At 34.4% G+C, this 18,643-nt stretch carries 18 protein-coding genes and 4 tRNA genes; 1 reads left to right on the top strand and 21 read right to left on the bottom strand.

Annotation, left to right across the window (positions count from 1 at the left end):
- Positions 1-286: 286 nt before the first annotated feature.
- The 15 genes from COI44_RS20375 to COI44_RS20305 all read right to left on the bottom strand — a co-directional run bounded on the left by COI44_RS20375 (position 287) and on the right by COI44_RS20305 (position 10,939).
- Positions 287-359, bottom strand: a tRNA-Phe gene (locus tag COI44_RS20375).
- Positions 360-365: 6 nt separating this feature from the next.
- Positions 366-441 (bottom strand) — tRNA-Asp (locus COI44_RS20370).
- Between the two features lie 23 nt (positions 442-464).
- Positions 465-536: transfer RNA gene (locus tag COI44_RS20365), tRNA-Glu, on the bottom strand.
- 19 nt (positions 537-555) lie between these two features.
- Positions 556-628: transfer RNA gene (locus tag COI44_RS20360), tRNA-Lys, on the bottom strand.
- Positions 629-766: 138 nt separating this feature from the next.
- Positions 767-2,056, bottom strand: coding sequence for an adenylosuccinate synthase (locus tag COI44_RS20355; protein WP_098429572.1), 1,290 nt, complete (start codon positions 2,054-2,056; stop codon positions 767-769).
- Between the two features lie 275 nt (positions 2,057-2,331).
- Positions 2,332-3,690, bottom strand: coding sequence for a replicative DNA helicase (dnaB, locus tag COI44_RS20350; RefSeq protein ID WP_056467182.1), 1,359 nt, complete (start codon positions 3,688-3,690; stop codon positions 2,332-2,334).
- 27 nt (positions 3,691-3,717) lie between these two features.
- Positions 3,718-4,161 carry a 50S ribosomal protein L9 gene (gene rplI, locus COI44_RS20345; protein ID WP_098429571.1) on the bottom strand — a complete coding sequence of 148 codons (444 nt, stop codon included), beginning with the start codon at positions 4,159-4,161 and terminating at the stop codon, positions 3,718-3,720.
- Positions 4,158-6,134, bottom strand: a complete 1,977-nt coding sequence (locus tag COI44_RS20340; RefSeq protein ID WP_098429570.1) for a DHH family phosphoesterase — start codon at positions 6,132-6,134, stop codon at positions 4,158-4,160. The genes rplI and COI44_RS20340 overlap by 4 nt, the downstream gene beginning before the upstream one ends.
- Before the next feature lie 94 nt (positions 6,135-6,228).
- A complete protein-coding gene (locus tag COI44_RS20335) occupies positions 6,229-7,155 on the bottom strand; it encodes a YybS family protein (protein ID WP_176522539.1) in 927 nt (308 codons plus the stop codon).
- Positions 7,156-7,287: 132 nt separating this feature from the next.
- The gene (rpsR, locus tag COI44_RS20330; protein ID WP_056467298.1) at positions 7,288-7,521 is read right to left on the bottom strand and encodes a 30S ribosomal protein S18; all 234 of its coding nucleotides are present in this window, start codon (positions 7,519-7,521) and stop codon (positions 7,288-7,290) included.
- Positions 7,522-7,602: 81 nt separating this feature from the next.
- Complete coding sequence (ssb, locus tag COI44_RS20325; RefSeq protein ID WP_025568959.1) at positions 7,603-8,088, bottom strand: single-stranded DNA-binding protein; 486 nt, start codon at positions 8,086-8,088, stop codon at positions 7,603-7,605.
- 34 nt (positions 8,089-8,122) lie between these two features.
- A complete protein-coding gene (gene rpsF, locus COI44_RS20320; protein WP_025568958.1) occupies positions 8,123-8,413 on the bottom strand; it encodes a 30S ribosomal protein S6 in 291 nt (96 codons plus the stop codon).
- A 130-nt stretch (positions 8,414-8,543) separates the two neighbouring features.
- A complete protein-coding gene (gene ychF, locus COI44_RS20315; protein ID WP_098429569.1) occupies positions 8,544-9,644 on the bottom strand; it encodes a redox-regulated ATPase YchF in 1,101 nt (366 codons plus the stop codon).
- 163 nt (positions 9,645-9,807) lie between these two features.
- Positions 9,808-10,005: a DUF951 domain-containing protein gene (locus COI44_RS20310; protein ID WP_098429568.1), complete on the bottom strand. Its 198-nt coding sequence runs from the start codon at positions 10,003-10,005 to the stop codon at positions 9,808-9,810.
- Positions 10,006-10,042: 37 nt separating this feature from the next.
- Positions 10,043-10,939, bottom strand: a complete 897-nt coding sequence (locus tag COI44_RS20305; protein WP_098429567.1) for a mechanosensitive ion channel family protein — start codon at positions 10,937-10,939, stop codon at positions 10,043-10,045.
- Positions 10,940-11,130: 191 nt separating this feature from the next.
- On the opposite strand from COI44_RS20305, the gene yyaC reads away from it, so the two are divergent.
- Positions 11,131-11,718, top strand: a complete 588-nt coding sequence (yyaC, locus tag COI44_RS20300) for a spore protease YyaC (protein WP_049813552.1) — start codon at positions 11,131-11,133, stop codon at positions 11,716-11,718.
- 103 nt (positions 11,719-11,821) lie between these two features.
- Here yyaC and COI44_RS20295 read toward each other — a convergent pair whose 3' ends face one another.
- From COI44_RS20295 to mnmE, 6 genes are all read right to left on the bottom strand, one after another.
- Complete coding sequence (locus COI44_RS20295) at positions 11,822-12,658, bottom strand: ParB/RepB/Spo0J family partition protein (RefSeq protein WP_098429566.1); 837 nt, start codon at positions 12,656-12,658, stop codon at positions 11,822-11,824.
- Positions 12,651-13,412, bottom strand: a complete 762-nt coding sequence (locus COI44_RS20290; RefSeq protein ID WP_025568951.1) for a ParA family protein — start codon at positions 13,410-13,412, stop codon at positions 12,651-12,653. The genes COI44_RS20295 and COI44_RS20290 overlap by 8 nt, the downstream gene beginning before the upstream one ends.
- Positions 13,413-13,539: 127 nt before the next feature.
- A complete protein-coding gene (noc, locus tag COI44_RS20285) occupies positions 13,540-14,382 on the bottom strand; it encodes a nucleoid occlusion protein (protein ID WP_098429565.1) in 843 nt (280 codons plus the stop codon).
- Between the two features lie 85 nt (positions 14,383-14,467).
- Positions 14,468-15,187, bottom strand: a complete 720-nt coding sequence (rsmG, locus tag COI44_RS20280) for a 16S rRNA (guanine(527)-N(7))-methyltransferase RsmG (RefSeq protein ID WP_098429564.1) — start codon at positions 15,185-15,187, stop codon at positions 14,468-14,470.
- A 21-nt stretch (positions 15,188-15,208) separates the two neighbouring features.
- Entirely contained in the window at positions 15,209-17,095 is a 1,887-nt protein-coding gene (mnmG, locus tag COI44_RS20275; protein WP_098429563.1) for a tRNA uridine-5-carboxymethylaminomethyl(34) synthesis enzyme MnmG, read from the bottom strand.
- Between the two features lie 20 nt (positions 17,096-17,115).
- Positions 17,116-18,492, bottom strand: coding sequence for a tRNA uridine-5-carboxymethylaminomethyl(34) synthesis GTPase MnmE (gene mnmE / locus COI44_RS20270; RefSeq protein ID WP_098429562.1), 1,377 nt, complete (start codon positions 18,490-18,492; stop codon positions 17,116-17,118).
- Positions 18,493-18,643: the final 151 nt, after the last annotated feature.

Raw genomic sequence — 18,643 nt, 5'->3', positions numbered from 1 at the left:
TCTTTTGCAATTCAATATTAAATTAGGCAACAAATAAACTTATCATAGCAATTTCGTTTTGTGGACTATCAATCTAAATATAATACGACTACGTTCTTACGTGTTATTCTTTTTGTATATAAACACTAGATTTTTGAAAAAAACCTCTAGCTTGTTGCTAGAGGTCTACTCCACTTACTTCTATTTTAAATTAAGTAGGATTTTTTGTAAAATCGAACTGTTTTATTCTATTTTTATAAGGTTGATATAAAATAAAAAACTACTGTATATACAGTAGTTTTTATGATGGCTCGGGACGGAATCGAACCGCCGACACGAGGATTTTCAGTCCTCTGCTCTACCGACTGAGCTACCGAGCCATTATATGGCGGTCCCGACCGGGATCGAACCGGCGATCTCCTGCGTGACAGGCAGGCATGTTAACCGCTACACCACGGGACCAAGATAATTTTATTAAAAAAGGATGACCCGTACGGGACTCGAACCCGTGTTACCGCCGTGAAAGGGCGGTGTCTTAACCGCTTGACCAACGGGCCACATTAATTTAAGAAAAGATGAGCCATGAAGGATTCGAACCTTCGACCCTCTGATTAAAAGTCAGATGCTCTACCTACTGAGCTAATGGCTCACAATGATTAACTTCATAAACTATATACTAGTTATGACGACAAGATTTATCTTATCATACTTTCTAATAATTTTGCAATAGTTTTTTTAAAAAAATAATAAAAGCCCCTAAATTTTTATTTAAGGGCTTTTTATTATATTAAGCTCCGTAAACGTTACGTACGATATTTGTTTGGTTACGGTCTGGACCAACTGAGAATACAGATAATGGAATACCTACTAATTGAGACACACGTTCTACATAATGTCTTGCATTAACTGGCAGTTCATTAAGAGTTTTTACTCCTGTGATATCTTCTGTCCAACCTGGAAGTTCTTCATAAACTGGCTCACATTCTGCAAGTTGTTTTAAACTAGCAGGGAACTCAGTAATTGTTTCTCCACGGAATTTATAAGCAACGCAAATCTTAACAGTCTCTAGACCTGTTAATACGTCAATTGAGTTAAGTGATAAATCAGTAATACCACTAACACGACGAGCGTGGCGAACTACTACACTATCAAACCAACCTACACGTCTTGCTCTTCCAGTAGTTGTACCGTACTCACGACCTACTTCACGAATTGTATTTCCAATTTCGTCGAAAAGCTCAGTTGGGAATGCACCTTCACCAACACGAGTAGTGTAAGCTTTACATACACCAACAACATGATTAATTTTTGTTGGACCAACACCAGATCCAATTGTTACTCCACCTGCAACTGGGTTAGAAGAAGTAACGAATGGGTATGTACCTTGGTCGATATCTAGCATTACGCCTTGTGCGCCTTCAAATAATACGCGCTTTCCACCATCAATTGCATCATTTAATACAACAGAAGTATCACACACATATTTTTTAATTTGTTGTCCGAACTCATAATATTCTTCAAAAATCTCTTCGATATTTAATGAATTTGAATCATACATTTTTTCAAATAAATTATTTTTCTCTTCAAGATTACGTTTTAATTTTTCGTAAAACTCTTCTTTATCTAAAAGGTCTGCCATACGGATTCCCACACGAGCAGCTTTGTCCATATAAGCTGGTCCAATACCTTTTTTAGTAGTACCAATCTTATTATCACCTTTACGCTCTTCTTCTAACTCATCTTGTTTTAAATGATAAGGTAAGATAACATGAGCACGATTACTAATACGTAAGTTGTCAGTTGAAACACCTTTATCATGTAGGTATGCTAGCTCTTGAACTAAAGCTTTAGGATCTACAACCATACCATTTCCAATAACACAAATTTTATCTGAGAAGAAAATACCTGATGGAATTAAATGAAGTTTGTACTTTACACCATTAAATACGATTGTATGACCTGCATTGTTACCACCTTGATATCTAGCAACTACTTCTGCCTGTTGTGATAAAAAGTCAGTAATTTTTCCTTTTCCTTCGTCTCCCCATTGAGAACCAACTACTACTACTGATGACAATGTACTGCACCTCCGATTAAAATACGCTATTTCCGAACTAAAACCAAAACTAGTATACCAAACTTACGGAATTTGTCAATAAATCTCTTTGAATAATTCTGTTCTAAGTTTTATTTGTTCGTAAATACAAACTAAAGAATTTGATAAAAATAGTTTGCCCTAACAAAAAAAAATAATCACATAGATTAACTATGTGATTATTTTTCAGATGGCATCCCAAGTAATAGCAATCTGACAATTGAACATATTTGCGACTGTCTGATTCCAAACTATTTTTAGGCACCTGGTGCTTGCTCATCAAACCTTCGTTCTAAGTTTACGAACTTGTTATATTCTTTTACGAATGCTAATGAAACAGTACCTACTGGACCATTCCTTTGTTTAGCAATAATGATTTCAATAATATTTTTATTCTCTGATTCTTTATCATAGTAATCGTCTCGGTATAAGAACGCAACAATATCCGCATCTTGCTCAATACTTCCTGATTCACGGATATCAGACATCATTGGACGTTTATCCTGTCTTGACTCAACGCTACGTGATAGCTGAGATAAGGCTATTAGAGGTACTTTTAATTCCCTTGCAAGTCCTTTAAGAGATCTTGAAATTTCAGATACTTCTTGTTGACGATTTTCTCCACTTTTGCCGTTACCTTGAATAAGTTGCAGATAATCAATTAGGATCATTCCTAAGCCATGCTCTTGCTTCAGCCTTCTACACTTTGCACGTATGTCATTTACTCTAATTCCAGGTGTGTCATCGATATATATGCCTGTACCAGCTAGGCTACTAGCAGCCATCGTAAGCTTATTCCAGTCCTCTTGTTCAAGATTACCTGTACGCAATGCCTGTGCGTTAATATTTCCTTCCGCACATAGCATACGCATAACAAGCTGATCTGATCCCATCTCAAGACTGAAAATTGCTACGTTTTCATCTGTTTTAGTTGCTACGTTCTGTGCGATATTCAATGCAAATGCCGTTTTACCTACTGAAGGACGAGCGGCTACTATAATTAAGTCATTCGGCTGAAATCCCGCTGTCATTCGATCTAAATCGGTAAACCCTGTCGGTACACCGGTGATTTCGCCGCGTTGATTAAATAGGGTCTCAATTTTACTAAATGTAGTAAATACTACATCTTTGATACTTTGAAAACCAGAAACGTTTGTGCGCTGAGCTACTTTTAAAATACTTTTTTCAGCCTCGTTTAATACAACATCTACTGGAGTATCTGGCGCATAGCTTTCCGTTACAATATTTGTCGCGGTTCTAATTAATCTTCTTAAAGTAGATTTTTCTTCAACGCTCTTTGCATAGTACTCAACGTTAGATGCCGTTGGTACTGAAGCCAGCAAATCATTTAAGTATGATACTCCTCCTACTTCTTCTAATACTCCTTGATTAGCTAGTTCAGAAGTAAGCGTGATAACATCTAGAGGCTCATTCCTTGAAGCAATCTTTAGCATCGCTTCAAATATTTTTTGATGGGCAGCTCGATAAAAGTCATCTGGTAAAAGCCGTTCTGAAGTTGATATTAGCGCCTCTGAGTCTAACAGTATCGCCCCTAATACAGCCTGTTCAGCTTCTATATTCTGTGGTGGAGTACGATCATTTAGCAAATCACTCATTTCTAGTCCTCCAGATGCTTGTTTTTCTTATTGTTCTTTAACGTGTACTTTTAAAGTTGCACTTACTTCAGGATGTAATTTTACTTTAATATTTGTTACACCTAGTGCTCTAATTGCGTCATTCATTTCGAATTTACGCTTATCTAGTTTAATACCATGCACTTTATTAAGCTCATCTGCAATTTGCTTGCTTGTGATTGATCCGAATAGACGGCCTCCCTCACCTGACTTAGCTTTTAGTTCTACTGTTAAAGTTTCAATTGTTTCTTTTAGCTTTTTACAATTTTCTAATTCGATTTGTGCATCTTTTAATTCTTTATTTTTTTTCGCTTCAAGCGTTTTCATATTACCTGCGGTAGCTTCAATAGCATCTCCGTTTTTGATTAAGAAACTTGCATAGCCATCTGCGATATTTTTAGTTTCTCCTTTTTTACCTTTTCCTTTTACATCTTTTAAGAAAATTACTTTCATTTGTTTGTTCTCCCTTCAATATATTCATCGATTATTCTCAATAAATGTTGTTCAATTTCTCTGATTGAAGAAGATTCAATTTGTGCAGCAGCATTTGTTAAGTGACCGCCACCACCAAGCTCTTCCATTATTAATTGAACATTTATATTCCCTAATGAACGACTGCTGATGCTAACAACATTATCTGACCTTTTCGCAATAACAAAAGATGCAATGACATCAGTCATCGTTAATAATGTATCTGCAGCCTTTGCGATTAAAACTTGATCATAGCTTACATTGTCTTTTCCAAAGCTAACCGCAAAGCCCTCTTTGTACATATAGGCTTCCTCTATCAATTCTGCTTTGCGAATATATTCATTCATATCTTGTTTTAGTAAATTTTGAACGAGAATCGTATCTGCGCCATTCGAACGCAAGTATGAAGCTGCGTCAAAAGTTCTTGCTCCTGTTCGGAAAGTAAAACTCTTTGTATCAACAATAATACCTGCAAGTAAGGCTGTTGCCTCAAGCATGCTTAATTTTATTTTCTTAGGTTGGTACTCTAATAACTCAGTTACTAATTCTGCAGTAGATGAAGCATATGGCTCCATATAAACGAGAATTGCATCCTTAATGAAGTCCTCTCCTCTTCGATGATGGTCTATAACAACAATTTTATCTGTTTCATTTAAAAGTGATTCTTCTTCAACCATTGTTGGTCTATGGGTATCTACTACGATTATTAATGTATCTTCAGAAATAAGTTCTTTTGCTTTTTCAGGTGAAATAAAACAAGACATAAATTGTTCATTTTTAGACATTTCCCTCATCAAACGATTAACACTTTTATCTACTTCATCTTTATCGATTACTACATAACCATCCACTTCATTATGCATTACCATTTTTAAGATACCAACTGCTGAACCAAGAGCATCCATGTCAGGTAACTTATGACCCATTATCATAACATTGGTACTACTCTTCATTAAATCTCTTAATGCATGCGAGATTACCCTCGCTCTAACCCTCGTTCTCTTTTCTACAGGGTTTGTTTTTCCACCAAAAAACTTTACTTTACCATTAATGTTTTTAACAGTTACTTGATCTCCCCCGCGTCCTAGCGCTAAATCTAAACCAGATTGAGCAAGTTGGCCAAGTTCCGTTAAATTCAAACTACCTACTCCGACACCGACGCTTAGTGTAAGAGGTAAATTACGCTTTGTAGTTTCTTCCCTTACTTGGTCTAATATAGAGAATTTATTATTTTCTAATGCTGCCAGAATTCCTTCATTTAAAACTACACTATATCGATCGGATGAAACACGTTTTAAGAACATACCATGGCTATTAGCCCAACTATTTAACATTGTTGTTACTGCACCATTTACACTAGAACGCTCCTGGTCATCTAAGCCTTGTGTCATTTCATCGTAATTATCTAGTAAAATAATTCCGATTACTGTTCTTTGATCTTCGTATAACTTCTCTAGTTGTGCTTGTTCTGTCACATCAAATAAGTAAATGTATCGCTCTTCCCTTTTAATAACTACCCGATATGTTCTTTTACTTATAATCAATACATCTTCTTTTTTCTCTTTTTTCGAAATTAAAGCCATTAATCCTTCAGATAGATCATATATGTGTTTACCAATTAATGAACGATCGTCTAAAATATTTAAAATATATTGATTGCCCCATTCAATATGGTACTCTCTATCATAAAGTAATACTCCAATTGGCATTTCTGTAATTGCTTCGTTACTTAAATTTTTCACTCTCGTCATAACTGATTCTATATACATATCTAAAACGTAGCGATACTTAATTTCTAACTTTACAACTAGAAAAATAACGCATAAAAAGATAACGATAAAAACTATCCCTATTTTAGGTTGAATATAGACCACAGTTCCGATCAGAAACACTGAAAGAGCAGTTAAAAGATAGACGGGTATAAGAAACATCTGTTTCTTATGAAAATCTTGCATATGTTCAACCCCTAAGCCAAATAAAATCTAACTTACATATTAAAGTTTATTCACTTTTTCACAACAAATTAGTAACAAATACATGTTTTTAAGTTTAAATTTTTCTTCTATTAAATATTCCAATTGAGACAATTCCAATTAGTAAAACAATATAAATTAATGGTTGAATGATAAAACTTGCGATCAATATAATAATTGGTACCGCTTTAGAAAAATGTTTTAAGTAACTAAAATAAAAGATCGATGCGTAACCTTGAACGAGCAGTAAAATTTGAAGTACATAAGTTAAGTTAATCACTGCTGTACTGAGGAAACTACTTTGTTTCAAATTGAAGAATGAAAAAAGCATTACAATTAAAAAGAACCACATGAATCCTACTGGGAGTCTAAACTCTCTAAATGGCTTAAATTTTGGCGTTTTATAACCTAATCTTCTTATTAATGGAAAAGTTACTAGTTGGGTTAAAAAAGCAAGTATAAAACTAACCATTAACAGTAATGAAGGAATTAATGTAGGGATTAATTTAATAGCATTTGTAAGACTATCTAATGCCTTTTCATTGGCATTTGTACCAAGGCTGGCACTAAGTTCCTTACTTTTTTCTATAGCTTCCGTTGCCAAGTCTATATTCTCTTTAACGAAATCAATATGAAAAACAGCTTTGAATAGTATGTACGATAGTACTGTATGTATTAAATATAAAAAAGTACTAGTAAGTAAAATCTCGCCTTTACTTCGCTCATTTTTCAAAAGATAACCAAATGCTATACCAACTGTTGAGTACATTAAAGTAACTGGAAGTAAATTAAATGAGGTAATCACAATTGTTAATCCCAGCGCCACACAGCAAAGTAAAAGTGATTCTTTAATTGAGTATTTAATACTTAGAATAATAAACGGCAGCGGCATAAGGAATGCCATAAAAATTGAGAGAAACGGTACAAATCTAAATATTAACAGTAGTACTGAGTAAATAGCTAATAGTACTGCACCCTCGGTAATAAATCGAGTCGATTTCAAAATAAAGCTCCTTTCAACTACCCCTACTTATTTCACGATAAGCATACTATTTCTTATTTTACCATAAAACTTATTTTTTCATAAATACAAAAAAAGTACAGCACGAGAATGCTGTACTTTTTATTACTTAGCTTATTCAGCTACGTATGGTAATAAAGCCATTTGACGAGAGCGTTTGATTGCAATCGTTAATTTACGTTGGTATTTCGCAGAAGTACCAGTTACACGACGAGGTAAAATTTTACCACGCTCAGAAACGAAACGTTTTAATAACTCAGTATCTTTGAAGTCGATTGTAGTGATGCCGTTTGAAGTAAAGTAACAAACTTTACGACGTTTAGCGCGTCCACCTTTGCGTCCACCCATTGCCATTGTTATTTCCCTCCTCTACTTAAAATTTAGTTTTTTAGTAATGCTAACCGTTCAACATTACACTGTTTTTATTATTTAGAAAGGAAGATCATCATCAGTAATATCAATTGTTTTGCTTGTCCCACCAAATGGATCATCATTAAAGCTAGGCTTTTGAGATGGTGCTTCGAAAGGATTTCCAGCGTTAAAACCTTGATTTTGTTGATTCATACCGAATGAACCACCTTGGTTACCTGATGCATTTCTTGGTTCTAAGAATTGAACAGAGTCAGCTACAACTTCAGTTACATATACTCTCTTACCATCTTGACCATCAAAACTTCTAGTTTGAATACGCCCCTCAACGCCAGCTAAGCTTCCTTTTTTCAAGAAGTTTGCCACGTTTTCAGCAGGCTTTCTCCAGATAACGCAGTTAATAAAATCTGCTTCTCTTTCGCCTTGCTGATTTGAGTAGGTACGATTCACCGCTAGAGTAAATGTTGCAACGGCAACCCCACTTGGCGTATAACGTAAGTCCGGATCCTTTGTTAAGCGACCTACAAGTACAACACGATTGATCATCTGATTCCTACCTCCCTAAAGCATTTAAAAAATATTATTTTTCTTCTTCACGAATAACGATGTGGCGGATGATATCTTCGCTGATTTTCGCTAAACGATCGAATTCTTGTACAGCTTCTGGCTTAGCAGAAACATTTACAAGCATGTAGTGTCCATCACGGAAATCGTTAATTTCATAAGCTAAACGACGTTTACCCCACTCTTTAACGTTTGTGATTTCAGCACCTTGTTCAGTTAAAACGCCGTTGAAACGCTCAACTAATGCTTTTTGTGCTTCGTCTTCCATGTTTGGACGAACGATGTACATGATTTCGTATTTATTCATCACAATGTCACCTCCTTTTGGTCTAACGGCCCAATTAAGGGCAAGGAGCAATTTAATTAATCACTCACGAGTTAAAATTATAGCATAGTTTTTTTTAGATAGCAAATCAATAATTCCGTTGCTATTTTCATTAAACATTAAATCGGAAATGCATTACATCTCCATCTTGTACGATATACTCTTTACCTTCAAGACGTACTTTACCTGCTTCTTTTGATGCTGTCATGTTACCATAAGTCGCTAAATCCTCAAAAGAAACTGTTTCTGCACGGATAAAACCGCGTTCGAAGTCAGTATGAATTACGCCAGCACATTGTGGAGCTTTCATACCTTTTTTAAATGTCCAAGCTCTTACTTCTTGTACACCTGCAGTGAAATAAGTTGCCAATCCTAATAAAGAATAAGCTGCACGAATTAGTTGATCTAAACCTGATTCTTCAATTCCAAGTTCTTGAAGAAATGTACGTTTCTCTTCATCATCTAACTCAGCAATTTCTTCTTCAATTTTAGCACTAATTACAATTACTTGAGAACCTTCTTTAGCTGCAAATTCTCTTACTTTTTCAACGTATTCGTTTGATGAAGCATCTGCGATGTCTTCTTCGCCAACATTAGTAATGTAAAGCATTGGCTTAGTCGTTAATAAATGTAAACCTTTTACTACTTTCATTTGCTCTTCCGTAAACTCTACTGAACGAGCTGGCTTGTCACTTTCAAATGCTTCTCTTAATTTTACTAAAATTTCATGTTCATACGATGCATCTTTATCTTTTTGTTTCGCTAATTTAGCTACACGATCAATACGTTTTTCAACTGATTCTAAGTCTGCAAGAATTAGTTCTAAGTTAATTGTTTCAATATCTGCAATTGGATCTACTTTTCCAGATACGTGAGTAATATTATCATCTGCAAAGCAACGTACTACTTGGCAAATTGCATCCACTTCACGAATATGAGATAAAAACTTATTTCCTAATCCTTCACCTTTACTTGCACCTTTAACGATTCCTGCAATATCAGTAAATTCAAAAGTTGTTGGAACAGTTTTTTTAGGTTGAACTAATTCAGTTAATTTTACTAAACGGTAATCAGGTACTTCTACCACACCTACGTTTGGATCAATTGTACAAAACGGATAGTTTGCTGATTCAGCACCCGCTTGTGTAATTGCATTAAATAATGTCGACTTTCCTACGTTTGGTAATCCTACGATTCCTGCTGTTAATGGCATATTTTCCACTCCTATACGAACTTAGTTAATCTTTCACAATTATATTGATTTCAAAAAAAAATAACAAGAAAATCTGAATATTAATTCTAAACATACGAAAGGTATCTAATACGAGCGATCCTTCAAATCGCTCTACTAGATACCCATTGATTTAAAAAACGTCCTACTCTTCAGATCGTACTAAAACCTTTTTTAATTTTCGTGAGAACTCTCTGCGAGGTATTAAAACGCTATGCTCACATCCCTCACATTTTAATCGAATGTCCATACCCATTCGAATAATCTTCCATCTGTTCACTCCACAAGGATGAGGTTTTTTCATTTCTACTATATCATTTAGATTAAATTCTTTTTCTTCCATGTGAAAACTTCACTTCCTTAAAATAGTAGCATACAAACTATACATTCGCATTTTCATTTTTAGTGTCTGGTTGTTTATATAATACCATCTTTGGATACGAAATTTCTATGTTATTTCTTTCAAGTACTTCCTTAATTTCTTTTCGAATTGCTCTAGAGATTTTAAACTGTGTCATTGCTCTAACTTCTGAAGAGATTCGTAATGTTACTTCAGATGGTCCTAAGTTTTGTATCCCAAGAAACTCTGGAGGTTTTACCATTTCTTCATATCTAGCTGGCATAGTTTCTAAATGCTCTTCAATTACATTTTGCGCATGTTCAATATCGCCCTCATATGAAATACTAACATCGACCATTGCTACAGCATTATGTAATGAAAAATTGGTTACTTCAGTAATCATTCCATTTTGGATAATATGGAGCTCACCAGTTCCGCTTCTAATTTTAGTTGTTTTTAAACCAATTGATAGTACTGTTCCCTCGAAAGTTTGAACTCTAATGTAGTCACCAACTGAAAACTGATCTTCAAACAAAATAAAAAATCCAGAAATGATATCTTTTACTAAGCTTTGTGCACCAAATCCAATTGCTACGCCACCAATTCCTGCTCCAACTAAAAGTCCTTTTATTTCCACACCAAATATCGGGAGAATCGTCAAAGCGGCAATAAAGAAAATTACATATGCAAGTACATTTTCCATTAATTTAATAAGTGTTACTGATCTTCTTTCTGATACTTGTAACGGTCCTCTAGCATTAACCTTTAAGAGATTACGGATTAACTTTCTTCCGAGTTTTACAGCCAATACTGAAACGATAATAATTAGAGCTATCTTTATTGATGAATTTAAAATTGTGTCCCATTGTTCCGGAGTTAGCATGCTTTTTTTTATTAATTTTTCAGCATTTTCTATTTTATCTGCTGCATTATTCATACTGTTTTCCCCCTATCTATTTTCAAGTGACTTCAAACGTTATACTAAACGAATTATCATTTTAAAACTACAAATATGTACAAATGTAATAATAGTTTAATTTAATAACGAAGATCGCTTGACGAAAGTATAAATTGTTTAAATTTTGCATAAACTAATACTACTCTCTTAAATGAAAAGTAGGCGATATTATGCAATTTTCAGCAAATCCTTTGCGTAACCTATTTAAGGATGATTATTCTGTATTTTTAGATGACGAAAACGCTATTAACAGATTTGCAGATCGTTTATGTAAGTCGCTTCCAAGTGTACACACTAAAGAAATTGTTTTTGTATGTATTGGAACTGACCGTTCTACGGGAGACTCTTTGGGTCCTTTAGTTGGAACCATGTTAGGAGAATTAAACTTAAGTAGGTTTCATTATTATGGTACTCTTGATGAGCCAATTCATGCGTTAAATCTTTCAGAACAACTTGAAAGAATTAAAGGCAAGTATAACAATCCATTTATCATTGCTGTAGATGCATGTTTAGGCAGAGTAAAAAGTATTGGTAGCGTACGTTTATCCAATGGTCCGTTAAAACCCGGTGCGGCAATGAAAAAAGAATTACCTTTAGTTGGCGAAATTAATTTAACCGGGGTTGTAAATGTTAGTGGGTTTATGGAATTCTACGTTCTACAAAATACTAGATTAAGCCTAGTAATGAAAATGGCTAAGTTTATTGCAAATTCAATTAAAGAAACTGAAAGAAAATTTACGTGCCAATTAGATTTTTAACGTAATAGTTTCCTAACTTACAATTTAAAAAAGTCAGTTAAAAACAAAAAGGGAGTATTAACTGCATTGGAAGCCAACACATTTAATATTCCCTATGAGTAACTCATTTTATAATTGAAAGAATTCTCTCCAAGTCCTCTTTGTTAAAGAATTGGATTTCTATTTTCCCTTTATCTTTAGCCGATTTAATTTTAACTGAAGTTCCGAACTTTTCTTGTAAAAGATCCTCATACTCACTAAAAAATATGTTTTTAGCTGGCGTTTTCTTTGATGTTTCACGTGAAACATTTTCATTTAGATCATTGACTAACGTTTCAACCTCACGGACACTTAGGTTTTTTTCAATTACTTTTAGTGCGGTAGCCTCAATTAACCCTTTTCGTTTTAGTCCTAAAAGTGCTCTTCCGTGTCCCATTGAGAGCATGCCTTCTTCGACCATTTTTTGAACAGAATTAGGTAAAGTTAAAATTCTTAAATAGTTAGCAATATGTGGACGACTTTTTCCAAGTTTCTTTGCCAGTTGTTCTTGTGTTAAGTGTAATTGTTCAATTAAAGTTTGATATGCTTCTGCTTCTTCAAGAGGATTTAAATCATCTCGCTGTAAATTTTCTAATACAGCTAACTCCATCATTTGCTCTTCAGTAAGGTCTCTCACAATAACTGGAACTGTATTTAAACCTGCACTTTTTGCAGCGCGATAGCGTCTTTCTCCAGCAACGATTTGGAAACCTTTTATGCTTTTTCTAGCAATGATTGGTTGAAGAATTCCATGTTCAATCACTGACTGAGTTAATTCTAACATTGCAGTCTCATCAAATACTTTACGAGGTTGGTATGGGTTAGGTCTAAGTTCTTTAAGATCAATTTCCTGAACTAACTCTTCTTGCTGATTGATATCTTGAAAAAATGCTCCAATACCTTTACCTAAACCTTTAGCCATTATCAATCACTTCCTTTGCTAGATCGAGATATACTTCTGCACCTCTTGACTTTGGATCATATGTAATGATCGGTTTACCATGACTTGGTGCTTCACTTAAGCGTACATTTCTTGGAATAATTGATTTATAGACGCGATCTTGAAAATATTTTTTTACTTCTTCTATAACCTGGAGCCCTAAATTTGTACGGGCATCTAGCATTGTTAACAATACGCCTTCAATTGCTAAATTTTTATTTAAATGTTTTTGTACTAAACGTACAGTACTTAATAGCTGACTTAAACCTTCAAGTGCGTAATACTCACACTGAACTGGAATAATAATCGAATCAGATGCAGTTAGTGAGTTTAAAGTTAATAATCCTAATGATGGAGGACAATCTATTAAAATATAATCATAGTTACCTTTTACTGTATCTAAAGCACGTTTTAATCTTACTTCTCTAGAAATAGTAGGTACTAATTCAATTTCTGCTCCAGCAAGTTGAATTGTTGCTGGAATAATATCAAAATTTGGAATAGCAGTGTTTAAAATGACATTTTTCGCCTCAACATCATCAACTAATACATTGTAAACACACTGATTTACATCAGCCTTTTCAATTCCAATACCACTAGTTGCATTACCTTGAGGATCTATATCGACTAGTAATACTTTTTTTCCTAAGTGAGCTAAACAAGCACTTAAATTTACTGATGTTGTAGTCTTACCAACACCACCTTTTTGATTAGCTATAGAGATTACTTTAACCACTATGTAATCTACTCCTTCCACAACAAACAATTCTTATTTTCTATTTTACCATGAATAGATTCATCGTTGTGTCTAGATTTAAAAATGAACAAAAAAATTCACCACTGAAAAGAGGTGAATTTAATGTTTATTTTTTTGGAATTTTAATTGTTATTTGGTAATAATCATCATTTTCTTCTTCTTGACTATCAATATTCATGCCTGTTTTAGTAACCATTTGTAAAGACTCACGGATCGTATTCATCGCAATTCTAATGTCCTTACTAATGGCCTTAAATTTACGTTTAGCCTTTGGTTTTTTCTCAGTAAGTAATGTAACTACTCGTTCTTCTGTTTGTTTAACATTTAATTGCTTTTCAATTATTTCATGAAGAAGAGTAATTTGTAGTTGAGGTAGCTTTAATGGAATAAGTGCTCGTGCATGACGTTCTGTAATCGACTTATCCAATAATGCTTGTTGTATTTCCCCAGGAAGTTTCAACAATCTCAGTTTATTTGCAACAGTCGATTGACCTTTACCTAATCGCTGAGCTAGAGCCTCTTGAGTTAAGTTATGTAAATCAATTAGTTTTTGGTAAGCTACGGCTTCTTCAAAAGGAGATAGTTCTTCACGTTGTAAATTTTCAATCAGAGCGACGGAGGCAGTCTCTGTATCGTTAAACGTTTTCACAATTGCAGGAATTGTATCCCAGCCTAAAGATGAAACAGCTCTGAATCTTCTTTCCCCGGCAATTATTTCATAAAAGTTTGGTCTAATTTCCCTAACAACAATTGGTTGAATAATACCATGAGTTCGAATCGTTAGCGCTAGTTCTTTAATTTTTTCATCATCAAAGAAAGTTCTAGGCTGATACTGATTCGGTACAATGTCCTTTACTGGAATTTGGCGAATAACTTCATTACTCGAAACCGAATCTTCATTAATTTCTTTTTCAGATAAGCCAAATAACCTAGATAATGTGCTTTTCAATGTGATTCCCACCCTTTTAGAATTTCGTTCACAATAGAATAAACATAACAAATGTTTCACGTGAAACATTTGTTAGTTTATCATATTAAACCTCTAATGGTTCTTTACCAGGGGTACCCGGTTTGCGAGGGTACTTAGTTGGCGTTTTCCGTTTCTTTTCTACTATAACAATATTTCGATCACTGTCTTCGCCTGGGAGAGTGAAGTGATTAATTGATTTAACTTCTCCACCAAGTGTTTTTATAGCATAATTTGCTTTATCCAACTCTTCTTGACCAGCAGCACCTTTAAGTGCAACAAAGTAGCCATTTTGTTTAACAAGTGGTAAGCATAATTCAGTTAATACAGACATTCTAGCAACTGCTCTAGCAGTTACAACATCGAAAGATTCTCTCATACCAGTTCTTTTAGCAAAAGTTTCTGCTCGATCATGAATAAATGATACATTCTCTAATTGTAATTCCTTCGCTAAATGGTTTAGAAATGTAATCCTCTTTTGAAGGGAGTCTACGATCGTTAAATTGATAGAAGGGAAACATATTTTAATTGGGATAGAGGGGAAGCCCGCTCCTGCACCAATATCACATAAAGTAATTTCATTAGCGAAATCGAAATAAAAGGCAGCGCTAATTGAATCATAAAAATGCTTTAAATATACTTCGGTTTCTTCTGTAATAGCAGTTAAGTTCATTTTATTATTCCACTCAACTAATGTGTGGAAATATATATCAAATTGTTTTAATTGAAAATCAGACAAATGGATTCCTTTATCTTTAAGAGCAGCGATAAATTGTTCTTTATTCACTAGTAATACCCCTATCTATTATTAGTTCGATATTCTTGCAATTTTTCCTTGTTCTAAATAAACAAGTAGAATCGAAATATCTGCTGGATTAACACCAGATATACGAGAAGCTTGACCTACTGATAGAGGACGCACTTGCTCAAGCTTTTGTCTTGCCTCAGTAGCAAGGCCGTGAATAGCTTGATAATCGATATTTTCAGGGATTTTCTTTAAATCCATTCTTTTCATACGTTCTACTTGATTTAATGATTTTTCAATATAACCTTCATACTTAATTTGTATTTCAACTTGTTCTTTAACATCTGAATGTAAGTCTTTTTCAGATGGGGCAAGAAGATGGATATGCTCATAAAGCATTTCAGGACGACGTAAAAGATCTGCTGCACGAATGCCATCTTTCAGTTCGCTACCACCATTTTTTGCAATCAATTCCTGTACTTCTTTTGTCGGTCTTAATTGAGTTGCTTTTAAACGCTCTATTTCTTCTTCAATTAACATTTTCTTTTGTTCAAACTCTGCATATCTTTCATCATTTATTAAACCAAGTCTTTGACCGATTTTAGTTAAACGTAAATCGGCATTATCGTGACGTAGTAATAATCGATATTCTGCTCTAGAAGTAAGAAGACGGTATGGTTCATTTGTCCCTTTAGTTACTAGGTCATCTATTAAAACACCAATGTAAGCTTCAGAGCGATCTAAAATTAACTCTTCTTTCTCTAGTGAACGACATGCAGCGTTAATTCCTGCGATTAAACCTTGACCAGCTGCTTCTTCATAACCCGAAGTTCCGTTAATTTGACCAGCAGTATACAGATTGTTAATTTGCTTAAGTTCCAATGTTGGCCTTAATTGAGTAGGTACAATCGCATCATATTCAATTGCATATCCAGTTCTCATCATTTGAACATTTTCAAGACCTGCAATCGAACGCAGCATCTTTTCCTGTACATCTTCAGGTAAACTAGTTGATAATCCTTGTACATAAACTTCTTGAGTATTTCTTCCTTCTGGCTCTAAGAAAATTTGATGTCTTGGTTTATCATTAAATCGGACAACTTTATCCTCAATAGAAGGACAATAACGTGGCCCAGTACCTTTAATCATACCAGAGTACATCGGCGAACGATGTAAGTTATCGTCGATGATTTGATGTGTAGTTTCACTTGTGTAAGTTAACCAGCAAGGAATTTGTTCTGTTTCAACTGGTTCTGTTTCGAATGAAAATGCACGGGGTACATCATCGCCAGGTTGTATTTCTGTTTTTGAATAATCAATACTATGACTATTTACACGAGGAGGCGTACCTGTTTTAAAGCGAACAAGTTCTATTCCTAATTCCTCTAAGTGCTCAGAAAGCTTAATTGCTGGTTGTTGGTTATTAGGACCACTTGAGTACTTTAATTCTCCTACAATAATTTCTCCGCGTAAGAAAGTACCAGTTGTAATGACAACTGTTTTTGAACGATAAATTGCACCTGTTTGTGTAATTACACCTGTGCATTGTCCATCTTCTACAATTAATCTTTCTACTAATCCTTGCTTTAGTGTTAGATTCTCTGTATTTTCAATGGTTTTCTTTAATTCGTGTTGATAAGCAAATTTATCCGCTTGGGCACGCAATGCGCGTACTGCCGGACCTTTACCTGTATTTAACATTCTCATTTGAATATGTGTTTTATCGATATTTCGACCCATTTCACCGCCAAGTGCGTCAATTTCACGTACAACAATCCCCTTGGCAGGACCACCTACTGATGGGTTACAAGGCATAAATGCGACCATATCGAGATTTATTGTCAACATTAATGTTTTTGCACCCATTCGAGCAGATGACAAACCGGCTTCACATCCAGCATGACCAGCTCCAATAACGATTACATCATAATTGCCTGCTTCAAAACTCATCTTTTCTCCTCCTAACCATTTTATTTTCCTAAACAGAATTGGGAAAATAGCTGGTTGATTAAACTTTCCTGAACTGTATCTCCAACAATTTCACCTAACAATTCCCATGCTCTTGTTAAGTCAATTTGTACTAAATCAATCGGCATACCATTTTGCATAGCTTCAATTGCGTCATTGATTGTCTGTTCTGATTGCTTTAATAGCGCAATATGCCTAGCATTAGATAAATAAGTTAAATCTTGTGCCTCAATTTGCCCTTCAAAGTATAAGTTGGCTATTGCTTTTTCTAAATCATCAATTCCTTTTTCTTCTTTTAAGGAAGTTGTAACAATTGTAGCATTACCAACTAATACCTTTACTTCATTCATGTCGAGCTTTTGTGACAAATCTGTTTTGTTAATGATCACAATTACGTCTTTACCGCTCATTTCGGCAAATAATTTACGGTCTTCTTCACTTAATTGCTCATTATTATTTAAAACAAATAAAACTAAGTCAGCCAAATTCAATACTTTTTTAGATCTTTCAACACCGATTGCTTCTACAACATCCTTAGTTTCACGAATACCGGCTGTATCAATTAGACGTAATGGCACACCTCTTACATTTACGTATTCTTCAATAACATCACGCGTTGTACCTGGAATATCAGTAACAATTGCTTTGCTTTCCTGGACAAGTGTGTTTAAAAGAGACGATTTCCCAACATTAGGTCTACCTATAATGACAGTAGATAGTCCTTCACGTAAAATTTTACCTTGTTTTGATGTTTCTAGCAGTTTTTGTATTTCAACTCGAACTGTTTTTGCTTTTTCAATTAAAACAATATTGGTCATTTCTTCAACATCATCATATTCAGGGTAATCAATATTTACTTCAATATGAGCTAAAATCTCAAGTAATGTTTGTCTTAAGCTATTAACTAACTTAGACAATCGACCTTCTACTTGATTCATTGCTATCGCCATTGCCCTGTCAGTCTTTGAACGAATTAAATCCATTACTGCTTCTGCCTGAGATAGGTCGATTCGTCCATTAAGAAATGCTCTTTTTGTAAATTCACCAGGCTCCGCTAATCTAGCCCCTTGTGATAGTACTAATTCAAGTACTTTGTTAACCGAAAAAATTCCACCATGACAATTTATTTCGACAACATCTTCACGTGTAAACGTTTTTGGTGCTCTTAAGATCGAAACCATAACTTCCTCAACAATATTACCGGAACTTGGGTCGACTAAATGTCCGTAATGAATTGTGTGTGAATCTACTATATTTAAATCTTTTTCTTTAAATAATTTATTCGCTATTTGAACAGCTTCATCGCCACTTAATCGAACGATGGCAATTGCACCTTCGCCTTTTGGTGTCGATATGGCTGTAATTGTATCGAATTCCATCAAAAAATCACCTCGGAGCATGTTAAACATAAGTTAACATGTTACTTCTAAATCTATAGCATAGCATAAAGAATTTTATAATTGAATGTTTTTATATTATAACCGTACGAAAGTACAAGTAAACTTAAATGACTTGAATGAAGAACATTAA

The sequence above is a fragment of the Bacillus sp. AFS088145 genome (assembly GCF_002564465.1).
Lineage (GTDB): Bacteria > Bacillota > Bacilli > Bacillales > Bacillaceae_G > Gottfriedia.
The sequence above is the reverse complement of the archived record's forward strand: the minus strand, read 5'-3'. Positions and strand labels throughout refer to the sequence as shown.